Genomic DNA, 18,990 nt, shown 5'->3' with positions numbered 1-18,990 from the left:
AGTCCAACGACCCCAACGCTCCCGAGTATGCCTGCATCAAGGAGCTGATGGACGCCGTTGACGACTATATCCCCACTCCCGCCCGCAACGACGACCTGCCCTTCCTGATGCCCGTCGAGGACGTGTTCACCATCACCGGCCGCGGCACCGTCGCCACCGGCCGTGTGGAGCGCGGCGTCATCAAGATGAACGAGGAAGTCGAGATCGTCGGCCTGTCCGATGAGAAGAAGAAGACCGTCGTGACCGGCATCGAGATGTTCCGCAAGCTGCTGGACTACGCTGAGGCCGGCGACAACATCGGCACCCTGCTGCGCGGCGTTGCCAAGACCGACATCGAGCGCGGCCAGGTTCTGTGCAAGCCCGGCTCCATTCACCCCCACACCAAGTTCACCGGCCAGGTGTACGTTCTGAGCAAGGACGAGGGCGGCCGTCACACCCCCTTCTTCAACAACTATCGTCCTCAGTTCTACTTCCGTACCACCGACGTGACCGGCGTCATCACCCTGCCCGAGGGCACTGAGATGTGCATGCCCGGCGACAACGTGGACATGAAGGTGGAGCTGATCACCCCCATCGCCATCGAGAAGGGCCTGCGTTTCGCTATCCGTGAGGGTGGCCGCACCGTGGGTTCCGGCGTTGTTATCGACATCGAGGAGTAATTTTACTCCCTTGGAAAATCCCCGCCATCCGGCGGGGATTTTCTTTTGCCCCGGTGCGGCCACCCGGGGCCCCATCACAGATGGGGCGGCGCGGAGCGCCGTACGAGTATTTTTGCGAAGCAAAAATCTCGGCGCAGGCGGAATTCATTTCCGCCGAGCATGTAAAAAGAGATAGGGTTCCCGCAGAAGCGGAGCTTCTGTGGGACAGGCCGCACCGTGGGTGACCGCGTTGTTATCGACATCGAGGAGTAATTTTTACTCCCTTGGAAAATCCCCGCCATCCGGCGGGGATTTTCTTTTGCCCCGGTGCGGCCACCCGGGGCCCCATCACAGATGGGGCGGCGCGGAGCGCCGTACGAGTATTTTTGCGAAGCAAAAATCTCGGCGCAGGCGGAATTCATTTCCGCCGAGCATGTAAAATGGACAGGGTTCCCGCAGAAGCGGAGCTTCTGTGGGATAGGCCGCACCGTGGGTGACCGCGTTGTTATCGACATCTAGGAGTAATTTCTGCTCCCTTGGAAAATCCCCGCCTTATGGCGGGGATTTTCTTTTGCCCGGTGCGGCCACTTGGAAAAGAGCTTGCCCCATCCAGACGGCTATGATAGAATACGGTGGAAAGAAGGGAATGCTATGCTGCTGACCAATCTGACAGAGGTGAATCCGGAGGAGGCCCAGGAGACCTTGGAAGCCCTGGGCGGCTTTTTCCACAATCTGAATCTCCGGACACTGCTCACCATTGGGCTGCTGATTGTGGCCTGCCTGGTTGTCATGAAAATCGTTCTCAGGCTGCTGGATCGCACCTTCCGGAGGCTGGAGCTGGAGCGGGGGCTGTGCACCTTCCTCCACGCCGCCCTGCGCGTGGTGTTGTGGCTGGTTACCGTGTGCATTGTGCTGGGCTATATCGGCGTGCCCATGACCAGCCTGGTGGCGCTGGTGGGTGTCATCGGCCTGGCGGTGTCCCTGGCCATCCAGGGCACGCTCTCCAACCTGGCGGGGGGCATCCAGGTGCTGGTGTCCAAGCCCTTCAAGGCGGGGGACTATGTGGAGGCCGGCGGGGTTTCCGGCACGGTGAAGGAGGTGGGCCTGGCCTATACCAAGCTGGCCACCGTGGACAACAAGGTGATCTCCGTGCCCAACGGGCAGATTTCCGGGGAAAAGATCATCAACTACACCACGGCGGATCAGCGGCGGGTGGATCTCACCTTCAACGCCTCCTATGACGACCCGCCTCAGAAGGTAATCGAGACCATCCGGCAGGTGGTGGGGGCCCACCCCAGGGCGCTTTTCACGCCGGAGCCCTTTATCCGGGTCAACGCCTACAAGGACTCCAGCGTGGAGTATGTGGTGCGGGTGTGGTGTGCCACGGCGGACTACTGGCCGCTGTACCACGATCTGCTGGAACAGGTGAAGGAGGCCTTTGACAAGAACGGCATTCAGATGCCCTACAGCCATCTGAATGTCCACGTTGTGGAGCGGAAGGAGGAGAAAGAATGAGCCATTATGCCATTGCAGGCAGCGGACTGGAAAAGATGTTCTACGGGCAGATTCTCACCATTTTTGGGATTATCCCCCTGATAGGATGGATTGCGGCCATCGCGGGCATGGTTCTGTTCCTGGTGGGCCTGCACGAGGCAGCCGGGGCTGACGAGGGCTACCGCGCCGCATTCTATGTGGAGATCGCAATGTTGGCCCTGAGTGTGCTGAATCTCTTCCTTGGTGTCTTGGGCATTTTCACCTCAGCCTTGAGCTTGGTGACGGTCTATCTGGTGTGCAGCACCACCTCCAGCCTGCTCTCCGCCAAGGGCGTTCTGGCGGCGGCAGCCCGGGGACAGCTGGTGTGGAAGATTTATGTGGTCTGCGCGGTGGTGTCGATCATCTGCTCTATTCTGCTTATCTTCCAGCTGCTCAATGTCCTGGGACTTGTGATTGCGGTACCCAACGCCATCGCCTCTCTGGTAGGCAGCATCCTCTATATGGTGTTCCTTTACCAAGCCTCCAGAAGCCTTCGGTATTGAATGCAGAAAAACGCGGCGCAGAAGCGCCGCGTTCAGTCTGTCGATAAACCCTCCAGCCAAAAGATTCGGAGGGAGGGATAGTGTGAAAGGCTGCCCCGCAGGGCGTTTTCGGAGCGCAACCGCCGCAAAGCGGCGGCACTTGGCGCGGAGATGAACCGTCAGGGTTCCCTTTCGCGTTGGATCAAACAACTTTTTGAAACTTTTTTGAAGTTTCAAAAAGTTCGGCAGCCTGTCGAAAAGACTTTTTCGGCAGGCTGAACGCGGCGCAGAAGCGCCGCGTTTTCGTCTATTCCGGCATCTCCAGCCCGTGGATGAAGCCCCCCAGCTGGGGGGAGAGCACATCCCCGCCGATGACGGTATTTTTATAGATAAGCAGCCCCGCCTGAATGCCGGCCTCCCCGGTGGGGTAGTTGGTGATCTCATAGGTGTACCGTTTCACCCGCTTGCCGCAGTAGTCGGTGAGATCGAAGCCCTGGCCCGCCTGGAGCTCCAGGTACTGGCTGTAGGTCTCGTCGAACGCCTCCGGGATGGTCAGCTCCTCCACGGCGATGGGCTGGGCCGACACAGCCCAGCCGTAGCTCTCCAGATAGGCCACCCTGTCCTCGTTGGTGCGGACGCCCTTGGGGCTGACCGCGGCGGAGGCCGCCGTGCCCCGCCCTCCAGACAGCCCGGCGGCCGCCAGCAGAACCACGCATACCACGGCGGCAGCCGCCGCCACGGCCGCGATGCGTCCTTTGCGGATCTTGGCGGTGAAGATGAACACAGCGCAACGCTCCCTTCCCAAATTGGTTCCTGCTGATTGGTATGTTCTTTTTGCCCCTTCTATGCTAAAATGTTGAAAACAGGACAAGCAGATGGGAGGAACAGCATGGAGCGGCTGGACAAAATTCTGGCGAACACGGGGCGCTGGTCGAGGAAGGAGGCCCGGGAGCTGATCCGGGCGGGCCGGGTGTCGGTGGACGGGGTGACTGCCCGCGCACCGGAGGACAAGGCGGATCCCGCCGCCGTCTTCACGGTGGACGGGGAGCGCATCAGCGGGGAGAAGCAGGTGTACCTGATGCTCCACAAGCCCGCCGGCCTGGTGTCCGCCACGGAGGATCCCCGGCAGCCCACGGTGCTGGAGCTGCTGCCGGAGCACCTGCGCCGGGTGGGGCTCTTTCCCGCGGGGCGGCTGGACAAGGACACCGAGGGCCTGCTGCTGCTCACCAACGACGGCCCCCTGGCCCACCGTCTGCTCTCCCCCCGGCATCACGTGGACAAGACCTACTTCGTCCGGGTGGACGGCGCGCTGGACAGGGAGGACGCGGAGGCCTTTGCCGCCGGCATGACCCTGGCCGACGGGCTGGCGTGCCTGCCCGCCGGGCTGGAGCTGCTGGACACGCCGGACGCCGCCATCGTCACCCTGCGGGAGGGCAAATACCACCAGATCAAGCGGATGCTGGCCCAGCGGGGCAAGCCGGTGGTGTACCTCAAGCGCCTGACCATGGGGCCTCTGTCCCTGGATCCCGCCCTGGAGAAGGGGGAGTGGCGCCCCCTGACGGCGGAGGAGCTGGCCGCCATCCGGTCCGTGTAGGGCGGGGGCTTGCCCCCGCCGGTTTCCCAAGTCCGGCACGGAGTGGGGGCAGGAGCAGGTTCCCGCCTGCGGATCCGGCGGCGCGTCAGGGATGCCGCGCCCTACGAGATGGGCCGCGGCCGCCATATATGGTGGCCCTACACGGCTTTGCCGGCATCTGTCCGTAGGGCCGAGATACATCGCGGCCGCCCACACATGCGCAGAGGTTTGGAGAAGGTGCGGGGCCCCCGCCGAAGCCCAGCGAAGCGGGTTCGGTGGGGAAAAGGAGCCGCAGCGGAAGGAATGAGCTTTGCCGCCTGCGGCAAAGTGAACGATCTGGAGCTTGCGGCGACGTTGTCACGCTGCGGGTTGGGCGCATGGCCGGGGCGCTAAGTCTGGGCTCCGCGAAAAATGCCGCTCCGGGCTGTGCCCGTCGCCTGTTTTTTCGCCTGCGCCCCGCCTTAGCTCCCCTATGCGCCTACCCTCCGCGCTTCTCGCTGTCACGCTCCGCCTGTTCGCGACGCCCGGCTTCCCTCCGGCTCCGGGCACAAACAGCCAGTTTGCGAACTGGCCTGGTTTGTACCCGTCGCTCCGCTCCATCCGGGCTGCTCACGGCGGCTCCGCGCTTCTCTTTCGGCAATTTCCGCAAAAGTTTTTCAGAAACCTATTGAAAAGGGCAAAAAGAACCGGTATAATAGAACGGCAGTGTATGTAGAGAGGGTTATCCCCCGAGGGGGAATCAATAAGTTAAGGAGGCATCACCATGTCCAGCAGGGTTTTTCAGAGCGTCGTTTTACAGATGAAGGACAGCACAGACAGAGCCATCGGCGTGATTGATTCTGAGGGAACGGTGGTGGCCTGCAACGAATTGAGCTGCATTGGCGAGCACTGGCCGGGCGTGGTGGAGGCGGTCAACCGGGGGGACGGCGGCGCCGTCCGCTTTGAGGGCCGCACCTTCAAGGCACTGGCCGGCTGGGGCGCCCAGTTCGACTATGCCGCCTTTGTCAAGGGGGAGGACGCGGAGGCCCAGACCCTCTGCGCCATGGCCGTGGTGGCCCTCAACGGGGCCAAGACCTACTATGAGGAGAAGCACGACAAGGCCACCTTTGTCAAGAACATCATCTCCGACAACATCCTGCTGGGGGACATCTATGTCCGGGCCAAGGAGCTGCATTTCGTCTCCGAGGCACCCCGGGCGGTGCTGCTGATCCGCCAGGTGGAGACCACCGATCCGGCCCTCATTGACGTGGTGCAGACCATGTTCCCCGACAAGCAGGTGGACTTTGTCCTGTCCATCAGCGAGACCGACGTGGCCCTCATCAAGCAGCTCTCCGAGGGCACGGAGCCCCGGGATCTCTACCGCATCGCCAAGCAGATCGAGGAGAAGATCACGGAGGAGCTCCACCTGCGGGTGGTCATCGGCATCGGCACCATCGTGGGCCACATCCGGGAGCTGGCCCGGGCCTACAAGGAGGCGGGCATCGCCATCGACGTGGGCCGGGTGTTCGACACGGAGAAGACCATCATCACCTATGAGAACCTGGGCATCGGACGGCTGATCTACCAGCTGCCCACCACCCTGTGCGAGATGTTCCTCCAGGAGGTCTTCAAGAAGAACCCCATCGACGCCCTGGATCAGGAGACCCTGTTCACCATCAACAAGTTCTTTGAAAACAACCTGAATGTGTCCGAGACGGCCCGGAAGCTGTTCGTCCACCGGAACACCCTGGTGTACCGGCTGGAGAAGATCAAGAAGCTCACCGGCCTCGACCTGCGGGAGTTTGACGACGCCATCACCTTCAAGGTGGCGCTGATGGTCAAGAAGTACCTGATCTCCCGGGGCATCGACAACTGAACCACACCAGGAGGGGCGCCGCTGGGGCGGCGCCCCTCCTGGTGTCGCGCATTTCTTTCGAATACGACAGATGAGGTAACCGAGCGTGATACGTCTAATTGACATACAGAAGTCCTACGATAACGGGACAAAGGCCCTCAAGGGGGTCAACCTGCGCATTGACGACGGGGAATTTGTGTTCCTGGTGGGCCCTTCCGGCTCCGGCAAGTCCACCATCATCAAGCTCATCACCGCCGAGATCGCCCCCTCCGGCGGGCGGCTGATGGTCAACGGCTACAATCTGAACAACATCCGGCCCCGGCAGGTGCCCTTTATGCGGCGCACCCTGGGGGTCATCTTCCAGGATTTCCGGCTCATTGAGAAAAAGACGGTGAAGGAAAACCTCACCTTTGCCATGCGGGCGGTGGGGGCCTCCCCCCGGGAGATCCGCAAGCGGGTGCCCTATGTGCTGGAGCTGGTGGGCCTGGATCAAAAGGGAGACCGGATGCCCAGCCAGCTCTCCGGCGGCGAACAGCAGCGCGTGGCCATCGCCCGCGCCCTGGTGAACAATCCCAAGATGATCATCGCCGACGAGCCCACCGGCAACCTGGATCCCATGCGCTCCCTGGAGATCATGATGCTGCTGGAGCGCATCAACGAGCTGGGCACCACCCTGCTGGTGGTCACCCACGAGAAGGAGCTGGTCAACCGCTTCTCCAAGCGGGTGGTGGCCATCGAGAACGGCAGGATCATCAGCGACGAGACGGGCGGGTATTACAACAATGAGACAACGATATGATTTCGGCTATTTCCTCTCCGAGGGCTTTCACAGCATCTTCACCCACGGCTTCATGTCCTTTGCCGCGGTGTGCATGATCGTCTGCTGCCTGCTCATCATGGGTTCCTTCACCCTGGTGGCGGTAAACGCGGAGAACATGTTCAGCGATCTGGAGGCGGAGAACCAGTTCACCGCCTTCATCGACGAGTCCATTCCCCAGGAGGAGGCCCGGGCCCTCCAGGACGACATCGAGGCGGTGCCCAACGTGGCCCGGGCGGAGTTCGTCACCAAGGAGGAGGCCCAGGCGGACTTTGAGGCCGACTACGAGGGCAATCCCCTCTTTGAGGGCCTGCCCTCCACGGTGTACCGGGATCGCTTCCACATCTATCTGGACGACATCAGTCTGCTCACCGAGACCGAGGAGGCGGTGAAGGAAGTGGCCGGCGTGGCCGACACCCAGTCCGCCCCCGAGATCGCCGAGGGCTTCACGGTGATCCGCAACATCGCCGGGGCGGTGGCCGTGATCCTGGTGGTGATCCTGCTGGCGGTGAGCCTGTTCATCATCGCCAACACCATCAAGCTGGCCACCTTCAACCGGCGGGAGGAGATCGCCATCATGAAGATGTGCGGCGCCACCAACGCCTTTGTCCGCTGGCCCTTCGTGTTTGAGGGCCTGATCCTGGGCCTGGTGGGCGCGGTGGCCGCCTTCTTCCTCCAGTGGGGCATCTACGTACTGGTGGGCAGGGCCATCAGCGGGGAGGACACCATCTCCCTGATCACCGTGCTCCCCTTCCAGCCCATGGCCCTGCGGGTGCTGGGGATATTCGTCCTCACCGGCTTTGTCATCGGCGCCGGCGGCTCGGTGCTGGCCATTCGGAAGTTCTTGCAGGTTTGAGGAGGCCGGATTGCGGACATGTCTGGAAACCGTGTAAAGCACAGGGTGCGGCGGGGCGTCTGCGCCCTGCTGACGGCGGCCCTGCTGGCCCCCGTGTGGGGCTCGGCCCTGCCGGTGGGGGCGGTGACCCAGAGCGAGATTGACGCCCTCAAGGCCAGGCAGGCGGAGAGTCAGGAGCGGCAGGCGGAGCTGGAGGAGCAGCTGACCCGGGCGGAGGCCGACCGGGACGCGGCCCGGGAGCAGCGCCAGCTGCTGGGGCAGCAGCTGGACGCCATCAACGCCGAGCTGGAGAGCATCAACGACCAGATTACCTGGTACGACGGGGAGATCGCCCGGAAGGAAGCGGAGCGCCAGGCGGCCGAGGCCCGGGAGGCGGAGCAGTACGAGCTGTTCTGCCAGCGGGTGCGCGCCATGGAGGAGGAGGGGACGGTGTCCTACTGGTCTGTCCTCTTCAACTCCGGCAGCTTCTCCGAGCTGCTGGATCGCCTGGCCGACGTGGACGCGGTGATGGCCTATGACAACCGGGTGATGGACGAGCTGATCGCCGCCCGGGAGGAGCTGGAGGCCGTCCAGGCCCAGCTGGAGGAGGCCCGGGCCGCCGAGCAGGCGGCCAAGGAGGCCCAGGAGGCCGTGAAGGCCCGCCAGCAGGAGAAGGTGGCCCAGGCCCAGGCGCTGCTGGACGAGCTCAACGCCGACGTGGCGGAGGTCAACCGCCAGCTGGACGAGGAGGACGCGTCGTGGGCCGCCATCGGGGCGGAGATCGACCGCAAGCAGAAGCAGCTGGAGGAGCAGCGGAAGCAGAACAACGTGCAGCTGCCCCCCGCCGGCAATGGCTGGATGTGGCCCCTGCCGTCGGCGAATAGGAAGCTGACCTCCGCCTTCGGGTTCCGGATGCACCCGGTGGATCACGTGCCCCACAGCCACACCGGCATCGACGTGGCGGCCTCCACCGGCACACCCATCTATGCGGCCCGGGGCGGCCAGGTGATCATGTCGGAGTACGGCACCGGGGTCAACTGGTCTTACGGCAACTTCGTGGTCATCGACCACGGGGACGGCACCACCACCCTCTACGCCCACATGTCCTCCCGGGCGGTGAGCGAGGGGGAGCTGGTTCAGCAGGGCCAGACCATCGGCGCTGTGGGCACCACCGGCAACGTGAAGGGGGCCCACCTCCACTTTGAGGTGCGCATCAACGGCCAGCGGACGGATCCGGAGGCCTATTACACCGGCCTCCCCCTGATCCGGGCCTACAACTGGTAAACGGACTGACGGAAAAAGGAGCGGCGACGTGGCAAAGAAGCAGAATCCCAATCATAAACCCAAGAAGCAGAAGGTGGAGTGGCGCCGGGTGCTCTTCGGCGGGCTGGCGGCGGTGCTGGCCCTGCTGCTCCTGCTGCCCATGGTGACCATGATCCTGGGCGGCGCCGGGGCGGTGACCCAGAGCGAGATCGACGCCCTCAAGGCGGAGCAGGCGGCCAGCCAGGCCCGGCAGGACGAGCTGGAGGAGCAGCTGGCCGACGTGGAGGCGGATCAGGCGGAGGCCCAGCAGCGGCGGCAGCTCCTCCAGGCCCAGCTGGACGCCATCAACAATGAGATCGAGAACATCGACAAGCAGATCGCCTACTACGACCAGGAGATCGCCCAGAAGGAGGCCGAGCAGGCCGAGGCCGAGGCCAATGAGGAGGCCCAGTATGAGCTGTTCTGCCAGCGGGTACGCGCCATGGAGGAGGAGGGGACGGTGTCCTACTGGTCTATCCTCTTCAACTCGGAGAGCTTCTCCGAGATGCTGGATCGCCTGGCCGACATCGACGCGGTGATGGCCTATGACAACCAGGTGATGGACGAGCTCATCGCCATCCGGGAGGAGATCATAGCCCTGCGCACCCAGCTGGAGACCTCCCGGGCGGAGGAGCAGGCGGCCCGGGATCAGCAGGCCGCCAAGCAGGCCGAGCAGCAGGCCAAGGTGGCCGAGGCCCAGGAGCTGCTGGATCAGATCAACGCCGACGTGGCGGAGGTCAACCGCCAGCTGGACGCGGAGAGCGAGGCGGCCGCCGAGATCCAGGCGGAGATCGCCCAGAAGCAGAAGCAGCTGGAAGAGCAGCGGCGGCAGAACAACATCACCATCGACTCGGAGACCAGCTATCTGTGGCCCCTGCCGGGCTACTACCGGCTGTCCTCCCTGTTCGGCTACCGCATCCACCCCATCACCGGCGAGGCCCACAGCCACACCGGCATCGACATCCCCGCCCCCGGCAACACCCCCATCCTGGCCTGCAAGAGCGGGCAGGTGGTCACCTCCGCCTACCACTACTCCTACGGCAACTACGTGGTCATCGACCACGGCAACGGCAATTCCACCCTCTACGCCCACATGTCCTCCCGGGCGGTGAGCGAGGGGGATATGGTCACCCAGGGCCAGACCATCGGCTACGTGGGCACCACCGGCAGCTCCACCGGCAACCACCTCCACCTGGAGGTGCGGGACAACTACACCCGGGTGGATCCGGAGAGCAAGTTCCCCAGCCTGAGTTTGACACATCCCTGGTAGCGCTTCAAAAAAGCGGCGCAGCCGCTTTTTTGAGGGGTTGCAGCCCGCCGCGCGCAAGGGCTGCCCGCCACAGGCGTCCAGCCCTCACACTTGCAGGCTGAGAAGTGTCATTTCCGACGCGCATGTCGCCGGAAATGACGGACTCTTATTTGATTCCGCCGTCTGCGGACGGCGGAACTCTGCGAGGCTTTTGGCGGAAAACGACGAAAACCTGGGGCGGGCGGAGGCGTTGGCCTCCGCCCGCCCCCTTTGATACCCGGAAAGGAAGGAACCCCAATGCGGCAAAAACGATTCTCTCTGTTCCAACTGCTTCTGGCCGCGGCGCTCACCGCCGCGGTGGTGCTGGCGGCGGGCGCCCTGGCGGTCAACTGCCTGCTGGGCGGCGCCGGCGGCCGCTCCCTGGTGGAGGCATGGCACCTGATCAACACCCGGTTTGTGGGGGAGTACGACGGGGAAGCGGTGATCGACGGCGCGCTGGAGGGCATGGTGAACGCCCTGGGCGACCGGTGGAGCTACACCCTGACTGCGGACGAGCTGTCCGCCCAGAACCAGCGGCGCACCAACCAGTATGTGGGCATCGGCATCACCGTCAACTACGCAAACGAGGAGGGCCTGGAGATCCTGGAGGTGGCCGCCGGCGGCCCGGCGGAGGAGGCGGGGCTTCTCCCCGGCGAGGTGATCACCGCCGTGGACGGAACCTCCCTGGCCGGGGAGGTCCGTTACGAGGGGGCCGATCTCATCCAGGGGGAGGAGGGCACCACCGTCACTCTGGAGGTGCTGGGCGCCGACGGCGGCACCCGTACCGTGGAGGTGACCCGTGCCAGCATCGAGACCGACCCGGTGGAGAGCAGGATGCTGGAGGGGGACGTGGGCTACGTGGCCCTGTCCAACTTCTACGACAACAGCGCCCGGCGGCTGGAGGAGGCGGTGACCGCCCTCCAGGAGGAGGGGGCCCGCGCCCTGGTGTTCGACATGCGGGACAACGGCGGCGGCTACCTCCGGGAGCTCACCGACATGCTGGACTTCCTCCTGCCTGAGGGGCCCATCTTCATCAGCAGGGATCGGGCGGGCAATGAGGAGACCACCTATTCCGACGCCTCCTGCGTGGAGCTGCCCATGGCGGTGCTGGTCAACGCCAATACCTACTCCGCCGCCGAGTTCTTCGCCGCCGAGCTCCAGGAGCAGGGGGTGGCGGTGATCGTGGGGGAGCCCACCAGCGGCAAGGGCTACTCCCAGCAGACCTTCACCCTCCCCTATGGCGGGGCGGTCAACATCTCCACCGCCGCCTACTGCACCGGCAGCGGCACCTCCCTGATCGGCACCGGCCTGACTCTGGACGCGGAGGTGTACAACACCGACGACGGCACGGACGCCCAGCTGGCGGCCGCCCTGGAGCTGCTGGCGGAGTGATTTCCGCCCCAAAGCCGGAAAAACCCGCGAAAACCCTTGACTGTAAACCCGCTTGATACCTTACACTTGAGGCCAAGGAGGGGATCAGAATGACCATCGGCGAGCTGGAGGCCCTGCTGGACATGCCACGGGCCAGCATCCGCTTTTACGAGCAGGAGGGCTTCATCCACCCAAAGCGGGAGGCCAACAACTACCGGGACTACTCGGAGGAGGACGCGGACACCCTGCGGAAGGTGAAGCTGCTGCGGCAGCTGGGCCTGTCCCTGGAGGACATCCGGCAGGCCCAGCGGGGGGAGCGCCCCCTGGCTGCCCTGCTGGCGGAGCAGGAGGCCGCCCTGGCCCGGCAGAGGGCCGATCTGGACTGGGCGGGGCAGATGTGCCGCGCCATGCGGGAGGACGGGGTGGACTTCGCCACCCTGGACGCCCCCAGGTACTTAAACCGGCTGAACCGCCCGGCGGATCAGCCCGGCTTCTTCGATCTGCGCTCCGACGCGGCCCCCACCGTGTCCCACCCCTGGCGGCGGTTCTTTGCCCGCAGCCTGGATCTGAGCCTGTGCAGTCTGCTGTGGATGGCGGTCTGTCTGTTTCTGTTCCGCTGGCACCCGGACAACACCTGGCTGATCCGCCTGCTGAACAGCTATGTGGCCTACGGCATCCTGCTGGTGCTGGAGCCCGTCCTCCTGTGTACCTGGGGCTATACGCCGGGCAAGTGGATCTTCGGCCTGGCGGTGCGCAGTCCCCTGGGGCAGAAGCTCACCTGGGGCAAGGCCGTGGATCGCACCTGGGGGGTGTTCGCCCGGGGCGAGGGCTACGGCATCCCGTTTTACAGGCTCTGGCGCAAGTACAAGTGCTACTGCCAGTGCAAAGACGGGGAGCCGGAGGCGTGGGAGGAGGACACCTCCTACACCATCCGGGACACCAGGGTTTGGCGGTGCTGGGGCTTCGTGGCCGCCCGGGCGGCCTTGATTGGGCTGAGTGTCTTTCTGGCGCTCCAGTCCATGCTGCCCATCCACCGGGGGCCCCTCACCCCGGAGCAGTACGCCGCCAACGTCAACGACATGTGCCGGATCCTGGACATACAGTCCTATGAGCGGATGGACGCAGAGGGGAACTGGGTAGACGCGCCAAATTCCCATGTGATAAATCTGTTCGGCGGGAGCACGCCGTCCCACCAGCTCACGGTGGATGAGGACGGCCATGTCACCGGCGTGTGCATTGAGGTGGAGCAGCTCGGGGGAGAGCTGGTGTCCGGCAGCACCACCCAGCGATCCCTGGCGGCCCTGGCCTTCGCCGCCGCCCAGCGAAGTTACAACGGCATCTCCTGGTGGAGCAGCGGGGTGCTCCAGGCCATTGAGAGCCGGCGCTTTGACGACTACACCCTCCAGGCCGGGGACGTGACCATCACCCAGACCGTGGAGACCCGGGGGTATGAGTCTAGCTCCTCCGGCATGCTGTTCTCCTTGGAGGGAGGGACGGACACCTATTACCACTTGGTATTTACCCTGGAACTAGAACAGGCGATATAGATAAAGCGGCGGCCCGTCGGGCCGCCGCTTTTGTTTGAACTGCAAAGGGTGCGCCTCTTGACCCTCGTATAATACGAGGGTTTATAATGTGAGACAAATAAGGAGGTTTTAGTTTGATACCCGAGATACTCGCGGGCCCCGTCCGGAAGCTGACGGAGGGGCTCACCTGGAAGAAGATCCTTTGCATTGTGCTGGGGGCGGCCATTACCACCTTCGGCATCCACAACATCCACCAGCAGGTGGGCATCACCGAGGGGGGCATCATGGGCCTGATGCTGCTGCTCCACCACTGGTTCGGCCTGTCGCCGGCCCTGCTGACCCCTCTGCTGGATGCGCTGTGCTACCTGCTGGCGTTCAAGTGCCTGGGCGGGCAGTTCCTGAAGATCTCCGTCCTGTCCACCGGCAGCGTGGCCCTGTTCTACAAGCTGTGGGAGCAGTTTCCCAACATGCTGCCTGACCTCTCCCGCTGGCCCCTGCTGGCCGCCCTGGCGGGCGGCGCCTTCGTGGGAATCGGCGTGGGCCTGATCGTCCGGCAGGGGGGCTCCGCCGGGGGCGACGACGCCCTGGCCCTCACCATCTCCCGGGTGACCCGCTGGCGGCTGTCCAGGGCCTATCTGTTCACCGATCTGACGGTGCTGGCCCTGTCCCTCACCTACATTCCCGTGGGGCGCATTGCCTGCTCCCTGGTGACGGTGACCCTGTCGTCCTTCCTCATTGACCGGATTCAGACCGCAGCGCTGCCCCGTCGAGCCGCGGAGGCGGAGTAAGACCCGCCTCTGCGGTTCCCTTCCGCCCGGCCAGCAGGAAGCCGCTGGTGAGGGCGGTGAGGGGGGCCACGGTGACCAGGCCGAAGGAGCCCACCACGGTGTGGATGATCTCCGAGGCCACATATTTGTAGTTGAGAATGTTGTACAGGGGGGTGCCCTGGGCCATGAACACCATGAGCAGGGCCACATAGCCCCCGGAGTAGGCAAGCAGCAGGGTGGTGGTCATGGTGCCCATGGCGGCCCGGCCCACGTTCATGCCGGAGCGCACCGCCTCCCACCGGGAGAGGTCGGGCCGCTTCTCCACCACCTCGTGGACGGCGGAGGTGATGTCCACCGCCAGATCCATCACCGCGCCGGAGGAGCCGATGAAGATGGAGGCCATGAAGATCTGGGTGAGGCTGAGATCCTGGAACCCGGCGTAGAGCAGGCTCTCGGAGTAGGACATGACCGCCCCGTGGATCTGGAACAGGTCGGTGAAGATCACACCCAGCACGCAGGTGACCAGCACCCCCAGGAAGGCCCCCGAAACGGCGGCGGCACACCGCCGGTCAAAGCCGTAGACCAGGGCGATGATGAACAGGGTGAGCACCAGGGTCACCGCCAGGCCCATGAAGATGGGGTTGTACCCCTTGAGGTAGAGGGGCACCAGCACCTTCCACAGCATGAGCACCGTCATCACAAAGGAGACGATGGCCCGCACGCCGGTGCGCCCGGCAAAGAGGATGAGGAACACCGCGAAGATGGCGGCCAGCAGAACCTCCTTGTTGAGGCGGTAGTGGTCGGTCATGGTGACCGAGATGATCTCGTCCCCCTGGTAGCTCACCACCACCATGGCCTTGTCGCCGGGGACGAAGATCTTGTCCTGCTCCAGGGAGCCGTTGAGCATGTTGACGCCGGTGGCGGTCTGGCCCTTGAAGCGGCCGCCCAGCAGCTCCAGGGTGCAGGTCTGCTCGCCGGAGCGCACCAGGCCGGTGTCGATGATGGCGGAGTCGTCCACCGCCAGCACCCGGGCGGCGCAGCGGTCGGCCTCCCGGTACTGGAGGGCCCCCTCGAAGCCGGTGGGGATGGCCATCAGGATGACGATCAGCAGCAGGCACAGGGCCAGAGGGGCGTAATACCGGCGCTTGGCCGGGTCGCGGAGAAGGGAAGTCATAGGGTGTGATTGTCCTTTCTGCACCAGCAGACGGATGCGGCATCTGCCGCATCCGTCTGCTGGTTTTTTATGGAGTGGGAAAGTGGAAAGCGGGGGGATGGATTACTGGACGCCCAGCATGTCGGCCAGCTTGTAGTAGACCTGGGTATTGTCGTAGTAGCCGCTGAACACCTCGGCGTTGAGGCCGTGGGCCAGCACGGCCACGGGCAGGCCGGTGTGGCTGTAGGAGGTGAAGGAGATGCCGGACTTGTTGTTGATGATGTGGGTGATGGTGACGCTCAGGGGCTCGTAGGTGCCGTAGAGCACGTACTCCTCCTGCTCATACTGGCTGGCGGCGGTGCCGTTGATGCTCTTCTCGTAGGCGGCGCGGAGCTGCTCCAGCTCGTAGTCGGTGAGCACCAGCTTGTCGCCCTCCTCACCCTCGGTCTTGAGGCCGAACAGGGCCTCGATGTCCACCAGCACGTCCTCGAAGGAGGTCTTGTTCTCCTTGTACTTGGCCACATAGTCGCTGTCATACTTGGCGAAGGAGATCTTCTGGTTGGCCAGCAGATCCAGGTAGGTGTCGTAGTCGGTGCCGGCGAAGCCGATGGTCAGGCCGCCGGTCTCGTGGTCGCCGGTGACCAGGATCAGGGTCTCCTCGGGGTGCTCGGCGGCGAAGTCGATGGCCACCTGCACCGCGTCGGCCAGGGCCTGGGTGTCGTGGATGGTGGAGGCGGCGTCGTTGGCGTGGCAGGCCCAGTCGATCTTGCCGCCCTCGCACATCATGAAGAAGCCGTCCTCGTCCTGGGAGAGCACCTCGATGCCCTTGGCCACGTAGTCGGACAGGGCCCACATGTCGTCGGTGCGATCCAGCTCATAGGCCATGGCGTCGGAGTCGGCCAGGTGCTCGTCGATGATCACCACGGGGCCGGCGGTGACCTTCTCGGCCTCGGCCTGGGTGGTCACCACGTTGTAGCCGGCCTGCTCGGCCAGGTCGTACAGGTTCTCCTGGTCGCCCTCGGCGCCGTCGGGATCCAGCAGGCCGCCGCCGGCGAAGTACTCAAAGCCGGAGTCCACCAGCTCCAGGCCGATGTCGTAGTAGTCGTTGCGGCTGGCCTGGTGGGCGTAGAAGGCGGCGGGAGTGGCGTGGTTCAGGTTGACGGAGGTGATCACGCCAATGGAGTAGCCCTTCTGGCTGTGCAGCTTCTCGGAGATGGTCTCATACTCCACGGTGCCGGTCTCGTCCACGTTGATGGAGCCGGAGTAGGTCTTGTGGCCGGTGGACAGGGAGGTGGCGGTGGAGGCGGAGTCGGGGGCGAAGGAGTTGGAGTCATAGGTGACGGCGGAGCCGACACCCTCGAAGTTCATGAAGTTCAGGTACTCGGGGCCGTCCAGGACGGCGCCGCCGTTGTCGTCCAGGCTGGGCTGGGCCTGCCAGTAGTCCTCGTCGGCCAGGGCGCCCAGATAGTCGGACGTGGACTGGATCTGGGGATAGCTCATGCCGTCGCCGATAAACAGGAACACATACTTGGGCGCGGTCAGGGCCTGAGAGGTGGCGGCCAGGGCCTGCACCTCAGCGGCGGGGGCGGACGTTTCCTCCGGGGTGGACGCGGTGGGAGTTCCGCAGGCGGTCAGGGCGCCGCCCAGGGTGAGGGCGGCCAGGGAGAGGGCCAGGGGACGCTTCCAGTTCATGCTCAATTCCTCCAAAGTTTGTTGTTAGACTGGTTGAAGCCGTGAAGATCATAGCGGAATTCTGCCCCATGCCGCTATCAGCCCCCGGTAAAGGATTGCAAAAAACGGGTAAGAAATTGTAAAGAAGGATGTTGGTAGGGATTGACGGGGCGGGGAGGGCGTGATACCATGGCTCCGCGAAGCGAAAAACACGGCCCGGTTGGTAGTCCGGGCGCGGCGGGGCGAGTCCCAGCCCCAGGAGCCGTCAGTAACCTGCCTCCTTGGTTGTCCGCGCTCCGCGCAGTATCTATATTTAAGGAGGACAACTGCATATGGAATGTGACTGCGCGAGACTGACGGTCTGCTTTGAAGCGCCCTTCTGGGTGGCCGTCTACGAGCGGGAGGAGGCCGGGCGCCTGACGGTGTGCCGGCAGGTGTTCGGCGCCGAGCCCCGGGACGGAGAGGTGTATCAGTGGCTGCTGGCGTCGTGGCGCACCCTGGCGTTCAGCCCGGCGGTGGCTCTGGAGCGGCGGGAGGCCGGACGGCTCAGCCCCAAGCGGGCCCAGCGGCAGGCCCGGGCCGCGGCGGAGCAGCGGGGGGTGGGCACCAGGGCCCAGCAGGCCCTCCAGCTCCAGCGGGAGGAGCGGAAGCAGGCGCGTCAGGCACAGAGCCGCCGTCGGGACGCGGCGGAGGCGGAGCGGAAATTTCAGCTCCGCCAAGAGAAGAAAAAGGAGAAGCGCCGGGGGCACTGAGGCTTTTCCTGAGAACCGGAGGCACCGGGAGCAGCCGCTCCCGGTGCCTCCGGTTTTCCCTCCGGCATAAACCGGCCCCTGGCGCATATCCTGTATCCGAGGTGGTGGACTTGGTAGGAATTGTGGCGCTGGAGGCGCGGAAGGGCCGCAGGCCGGCGCTGGAGGAGGGGGCGGTATGGGGCATGCCCGCCCTGTGGGCGGGCGTGCCCGCGCCGCCAGGCCTGCGGGAGGCCAGGCTTCGCCGGAGGACGGAGCGGGCCGCGGCGGCCCTGGCCCGGGCTGGGGTGCGGCGGGTGCTGGCGGCGGAGGATTTCCCCTGCTGGCCGGTGCTGGAGGCCGCCGGGCTTCGCCCGGTGGAGACGGAGCCCTTCTGCCAGGCCATGGCCGTCCCCCTGGCCCTGGCGGCCCTCCGCCGGGCCCGGATCCTGCGCGCCCAGGCCACGGTGGCCCTGGCGGGGCAGCGGGTGAGCCGCCCCCTGTTCGCGGCGGCGGAGGCCCTGTGCCCCCAGGTGCGCCGCCTGGTGGTGGACGTGCCCGGCGAGGGGGAGGAGCTGGCGGCCTGGCTGCGGGAGGAGTACGGCGCGGCGGTGCTGCCGCCGGGGACGGCGGCGGACGTGACGGCCTGCTTCGGCCCGGCGGGCGGGGAGAGCGGGGGCGCGGTGCTCCGGCTGTACGGCCCGGCGCCGCAGCTGGACGGGCTGCGCCTGCTGCCGGAGGAGGGAACGCTGCCGCCGGGGCTGGCTCCGCTGCCGCTGCTGACCCTGCTGTGGGAGTGCGGCCGCCTGCGCCCGGAGCAGATCCGGATTTTCCCCGCGTGACGGCAAAGAATTGACTTGACAGGAGGATGGAAACTACCTATAATATCGTATTAACGTGGCGGATTGTTTCTATTGTGACGATTGGACGGGCCCGGGCGGGCCCGTGAAATAGAGAACGGGAAGCAAAAAGGAAAGGTGTGCGCAGACAACCATGGCGAAAGAATTCAAGCTGAGCGCGGAGCGCTTGGAGGAGCTCAAGCAGGAGCTCAACTACCTGAAAACCGTCCGTGAGAAGGAAGTGGCCGACCAGATCAAGGAGGCCCGCTCCTTCGGAGATCTGTCCGAGAACAGCGAGTACGACGAGGCCAAGAACGAGCAGGGCAAGCTCTACTCCCGCATTGCGGAGGTGGAGAACATCCTGTCCAACTATGTGGTCATTGAGGAGCATGAGTCCGACCCCAACTCCGTCCGCCTGGGCTCCACGGTCAAGGTGATGGATCTGGAGTTTGAGGAGGAGGAGACCTACCAGGTGGTGGGCTCTCAGGAGGCCGACCCCATGAACGGCCGGATTTCCGAGGACTCCCCCTTTGGGAAAGCCCTGTTGGGCAAGGCCATCGGCGACGAGGTGCAGGTGGAGGCACCGGCCGGTGTTTTGCGATACCGTATCCTAGAGATTCAAAAGTAAGGAGC

Annotated in this window: 18 protein-coding genes; 15 read left to right on the top strand and 3 right to left on the bottom strand. The window is 64.7% G+C overall.

Going from position 1 to position 18,990, the window contains the following annotated elements; genetic code table 11:
- The 3 genes from QZ378_RS01590 to QZ378_RS01580 form a co-directional block, all read left to right on the top strand.
- Positions 1 to 659 (top strand): EF-Tu/IF-2/RF-3 family GTPase (locus tag QZ378_RS01590; RefSeq protein WP_291257089.1); only part of this gene is annotated, 659 nt, incomplete at its 5' end.
- Between the two features lie 630 nt (positions 660 to 1,289).
- Entirely contained in the window at positions 1,290 to 2,153 is an 864-nt protein-coding gene (locus QZ378_RS01585; RefSeq protein WP_291257088.1) for a mechanosensitive ion channel family protein, read from the top strand.
- Complete coding sequence (locus tag QZ378_RS01580) at positions 2,150 to 2,674, top strand: hypothetical protein (RefSeq protein ID WP_291257087.1); 525 nt, start codon at positions 2,150 to 2,152, stop codon at positions 2,672 to 2,674. Before QZ378_RS01585 ends, QZ378_RS01580 begins: the two co-directional genes overlap by 4 nt.
- Before the next feature lie 286 nt (positions 2,675 to 2,960).
- On the opposite strand, the gene QZ378_RS01575 is transcribed toward QZ378_RS01580, so the two are convergent.
- The gene (locus QZ378_RS01575; RefSeq protein WP_191379827.1) at positions 2,961 to 3,437 is read right to left on the bottom strand and encodes a DUF4830 domain-containing protein; all 477 of its coding nucleotides are present in this window, start codon (positions 3,435 to 3,437) and stop codon (positions 2,961 to 2,963) included.
- A 105-nt stretch (positions 3,438 to 3,542) separates the two neighbouring features.
- Here QZ378_RS01575 and QZ378_RS01570 point away from each other — a divergent pair, with 105 nt between their 5' ends.
- From QZ378_RS01570 to QZ378_RS01530, 9 genes are all read left to right on the top strand, one after another.
- A complete protein-coding gene (locus QZ378_RS01570) occupies positions 3,543 to 4,247 on the top strand; it encodes a pseudouridine synthase (protein WP_191379828.1) in 705 nt (234 codons plus the stop codon).
- 742 nt (positions 4,248 to 4,989) lie between these two features.
- Positions 4,990 to 6,081 (top strand): helix-turn-helix domain-containing protein, encoded by a 1,092-nt coding sequence (locus QZ378_RS01565; protein WP_291257086.1) that lies wholly within the window; start codon positions 4,990 to 4,992, stop codon positions 6,079 to 6,081.
- Between the two features lie 85 nt (positions 6,082 to 6,166).
- Positions 6,167 to 6,859, top strand: coding sequence for a cell division ATP-binding protein FtsE (ftsE, locus tag QZ378_RS01560; protein ID WP_087241975.1), 693 nt, complete (start codon positions 6,167 to 6,169; stop codon positions 6,857 to 6,859).
- Entirely contained in the window at positions 6,843 to 7,733 is an 891-nt protein-coding gene (ftsX, locus tag QZ378_RS01555) for a permease-like cell division protein FtsX (RefSeq protein WP_291257085.1), read from the top strand. The genes ftsE and ftsX overlap by 17 nt, the downstream gene beginning before the upstream one ends.
- An 18-nt stretch (positions 7,734 to 7,751) precedes the next feature.
- A complete protein-coding gene (locus QZ378_RS01550) occupies positions 7,752 to 8,996 on the top strand; it encodes a peptidoglycan DD-metalloendopeptidase family protein (protein ID WP_291257084.1) in 1,245 nt (414 codons plus the stop codon).
- Between the two features lie 28 nt (positions 8,997 to 9,024).
- Positions 9,025 to 10,284 (top strand): M23 family metallopeptidase, encoded by a 1,260-nt coding sequence (locus tag QZ378_RS01545; RefSeq protein ID WP_291257083.1) that lies wholly within the window; start codon positions 9,025 to 9,027, stop codon positions 10,282 to 10,284.
- 276 nt (positions 10,285 to 10,560) lie between these two features.
- The gene (locus tag QZ378_RS01540; RefSeq protein ID WP_291257082.1) at positions 10,561 to 11,694 is read left to right on the top strand and encodes a S41 family peptidase; all 1,134 of its coding nucleotides are present in this window, start codon (positions 10,561 to 10,563) and stop codon (positions 11,692 to 11,694) included.
- A gap of 89 nt (positions 11,695 to 11,783) precedes the next feature.
- On the top strand, positions 11,784 to 13,220 hold the full coding sequence (locus QZ378_RS01535; protein ID WP_291257081.1) for a MerR family transcriptional regulator: 1,437 nt from the start codon (positions 11,784 to 11,786) through the stop codon (positions 13,218 to 13,220).
- A 113-nt stretch (positions 13,221 to 13,333) separates the two neighbouring features.
- Positions 13,334 to 13,987, top strand: a complete 654-nt coding sequence (locus tag QZ378_RS01530) for a YitT family protein (RefSeq protein WP_291257080.1) — start codon at positions 13,334 to 13,336, stop codon at positions 13,985 to 13,987.
- Here the strand turns inward: QZ378_RS01530 and QZ378_RS01525 are convergent.
- Together QZ378_RS01525 and QZ378_RS01520 are read right to left on the bottom strand one after the other, a co-directional pair.
- Positions 13,932 to 15,140: a YibE/F family protein gene (locus QZ378_RS01525; RefSeq protein WP_291257079.1), complete on the bottom strand. Its 1,209-nt coding sequence runs from the start codon at positions 15,138 to 15,140 to the stop codon at positions 13,932 to 13,934. The two genes, QZ378_RS01530 and QZ378_RS01525, sit on opposite strands and share 56 nt — an antisense overlap.
- Positions 15,141 to 15,242: 102 nt before the next feature.
- Positions 15,243 to 16,811, bottom strand: a complete 1,569-nt coding sequence (locus QZ378_RS01520; RefSeq protein WP_191529386.1) for an alkaline phosphatase — start codon at positions 16,809 to 16,811, stop codon at positions 15,243 to 15,245.
- Between the two features lie 311 nt (positions 16,812 to 17,122).
- On the opposite strand from QZ378_RS01520, the gene QZ378_RS01515 reads away from it, so the two are divergent.
- The 3 genes from QZ378_RS01515 to greA all read left to right on the top strand — a co-directional run bounded on the left by QZ378_RS01515 (position 17,123) and on the right by greA (position 18,985).
- Positions 17,123 to 17,542 carry a YjdF family protein gene (locus QZ378_RS01515; protein WP_191379836.1) on the top strand — a complete coding sequence of 140 codons (420 nt, stop codon included), beginning with the start codon at positions 17,123 to 17,125 and terminating at the stop codon, positions 17,540 to 17,542.
- A gap of 104 nt (positions 17,543 to 17,646) precedes the next feature.
- The gene (locus tag QZ378_RS01510; protein ID WP_291257078.1) at positions 17,647 to 18,360 is read left to right on the top strand and encodes a hypothetical protein; all 714 of its coding nucleotides are present in this window, start codon (positions 17,647 to 17,649) and stop codon (positions 18,358 to 18,360) included.
- A 151-nt stretch (positions 18,361 to 18,511) separates the two neighbouring features.
- Positions 18,512 to 18,985, top strand: coding sequence for a transcription elongation factor GreA (greA, locus tag QZ378_RS01505; RefSeq protein WP_087241953.1), 474 nt, complete (start codon positions 18,512 to 18,514; stop codon positions 18,983 to 18,985).
- The last annotated feature ends 5 nt before the right edge of the window (positions 18,986 to 18,990 follow it).

The sequence above is a fragment of the Flavonifractor sp. genome (assembly GCF_019422385.1).
In the GTDB taxonomy this organism is placed as follows: Bacteria; Bacillota; Clostridia; order Oscillospirales; family Oscillospiraceae; genus Flavonifractor; species Flavonifractor avistercoris.
This window is presented reverse-complemented; position numbering and strand designations above follow the sequence as displayed.

Excerpts from the sequence above, each read along its gene's own strand:
- QZ378_RS01570 (WP_191379828.1), top strand. The coding sequence starts at position 3,543 with ATGGAGCGGCTGGACAAAATTCTGGCGAACACGGGGCGCTGGTCGAGG.
- ftsX (WP_291257085.1), top strand. The coding sequence starts at position 6,843 with ATGAGACAACGATATGATTTCGGCTATTTCCTCTCCGAGGGCTTTCAC.
- QZ378_RS01535 (WP_291257081.1), top strand. The coding sequence starts at position 11,784 with ATGACCATCGGCGAGCTGGAGGCCCTGCTGGACATGCCACGGGCCAGC.
- QZ378_RS01525 (WP_291257079.1), bottom strand. The coding sequence starts at position 15,140 with ATGACTTCCCTTCTCCGCGACCCGGCCAAGCGCCGGTATTACGCCCCT.
- greA (WP_087241953.1), top strand. The coding sequence starts at position 18,512 with ATGGCGAAAGAATTCAAGCTGAGCGCGGAGCGCTTGGAGGAGCTCAAG.
- QZ378_RS01580 (WP_291257087.1), top strand. The coding sequence starts at position 2,150 with ATGAGCCATTATGCCATTGCAGGCAGCGGACTGGAAAAGATGTTCTAC.
- QZ378_RS01585 (WP_291257088.1), top strand. The coding sequence starts at position 1,290 with ATGCTGCTGACCAATCTGACAGAGGTGAATCCGGAGGAGGCCCAGGAG.
- QZ378_RS01565 (WP_291257086.1), top strand. The coding sequence starts at position 4,990 with ATGTCCAGCAGGGTTTTTCAGAGCGTCGTTTTACAGATGAAGGACAGC.
- QZ378_RS01540 (WP_291257082.1), top strand. The coding sequence starts at position 10,561 with ATGCGGCAAAAACGATTCTCTCTGTTCCAACTGCTTCTGGCCGCGGCG.
- QZ378_RS01520 (WP_191529386.1), bottom strand. The coding sequence starts at position 16,811 with ATGAACTGGAAGCGTCCCCTGGCCCTCTCCCTGGCCGCCCTCACCCTG.
- QZ378_RS01550 (WP_291257084.1), top strand. The coding sequence starts at position 7,752 with ATGTCTGGAAACCGTGTAAAGCACAGGGTGCGGCGGGGCGTCTGCGCC.
- QZ378_RS01515 (WP_191379836.1), top strand. The coding sequence starts at position 17,123 with ATGGAATGTGACTGCGCGAGACTGACGGTCTGCTTTGAAGCGCCCTTC.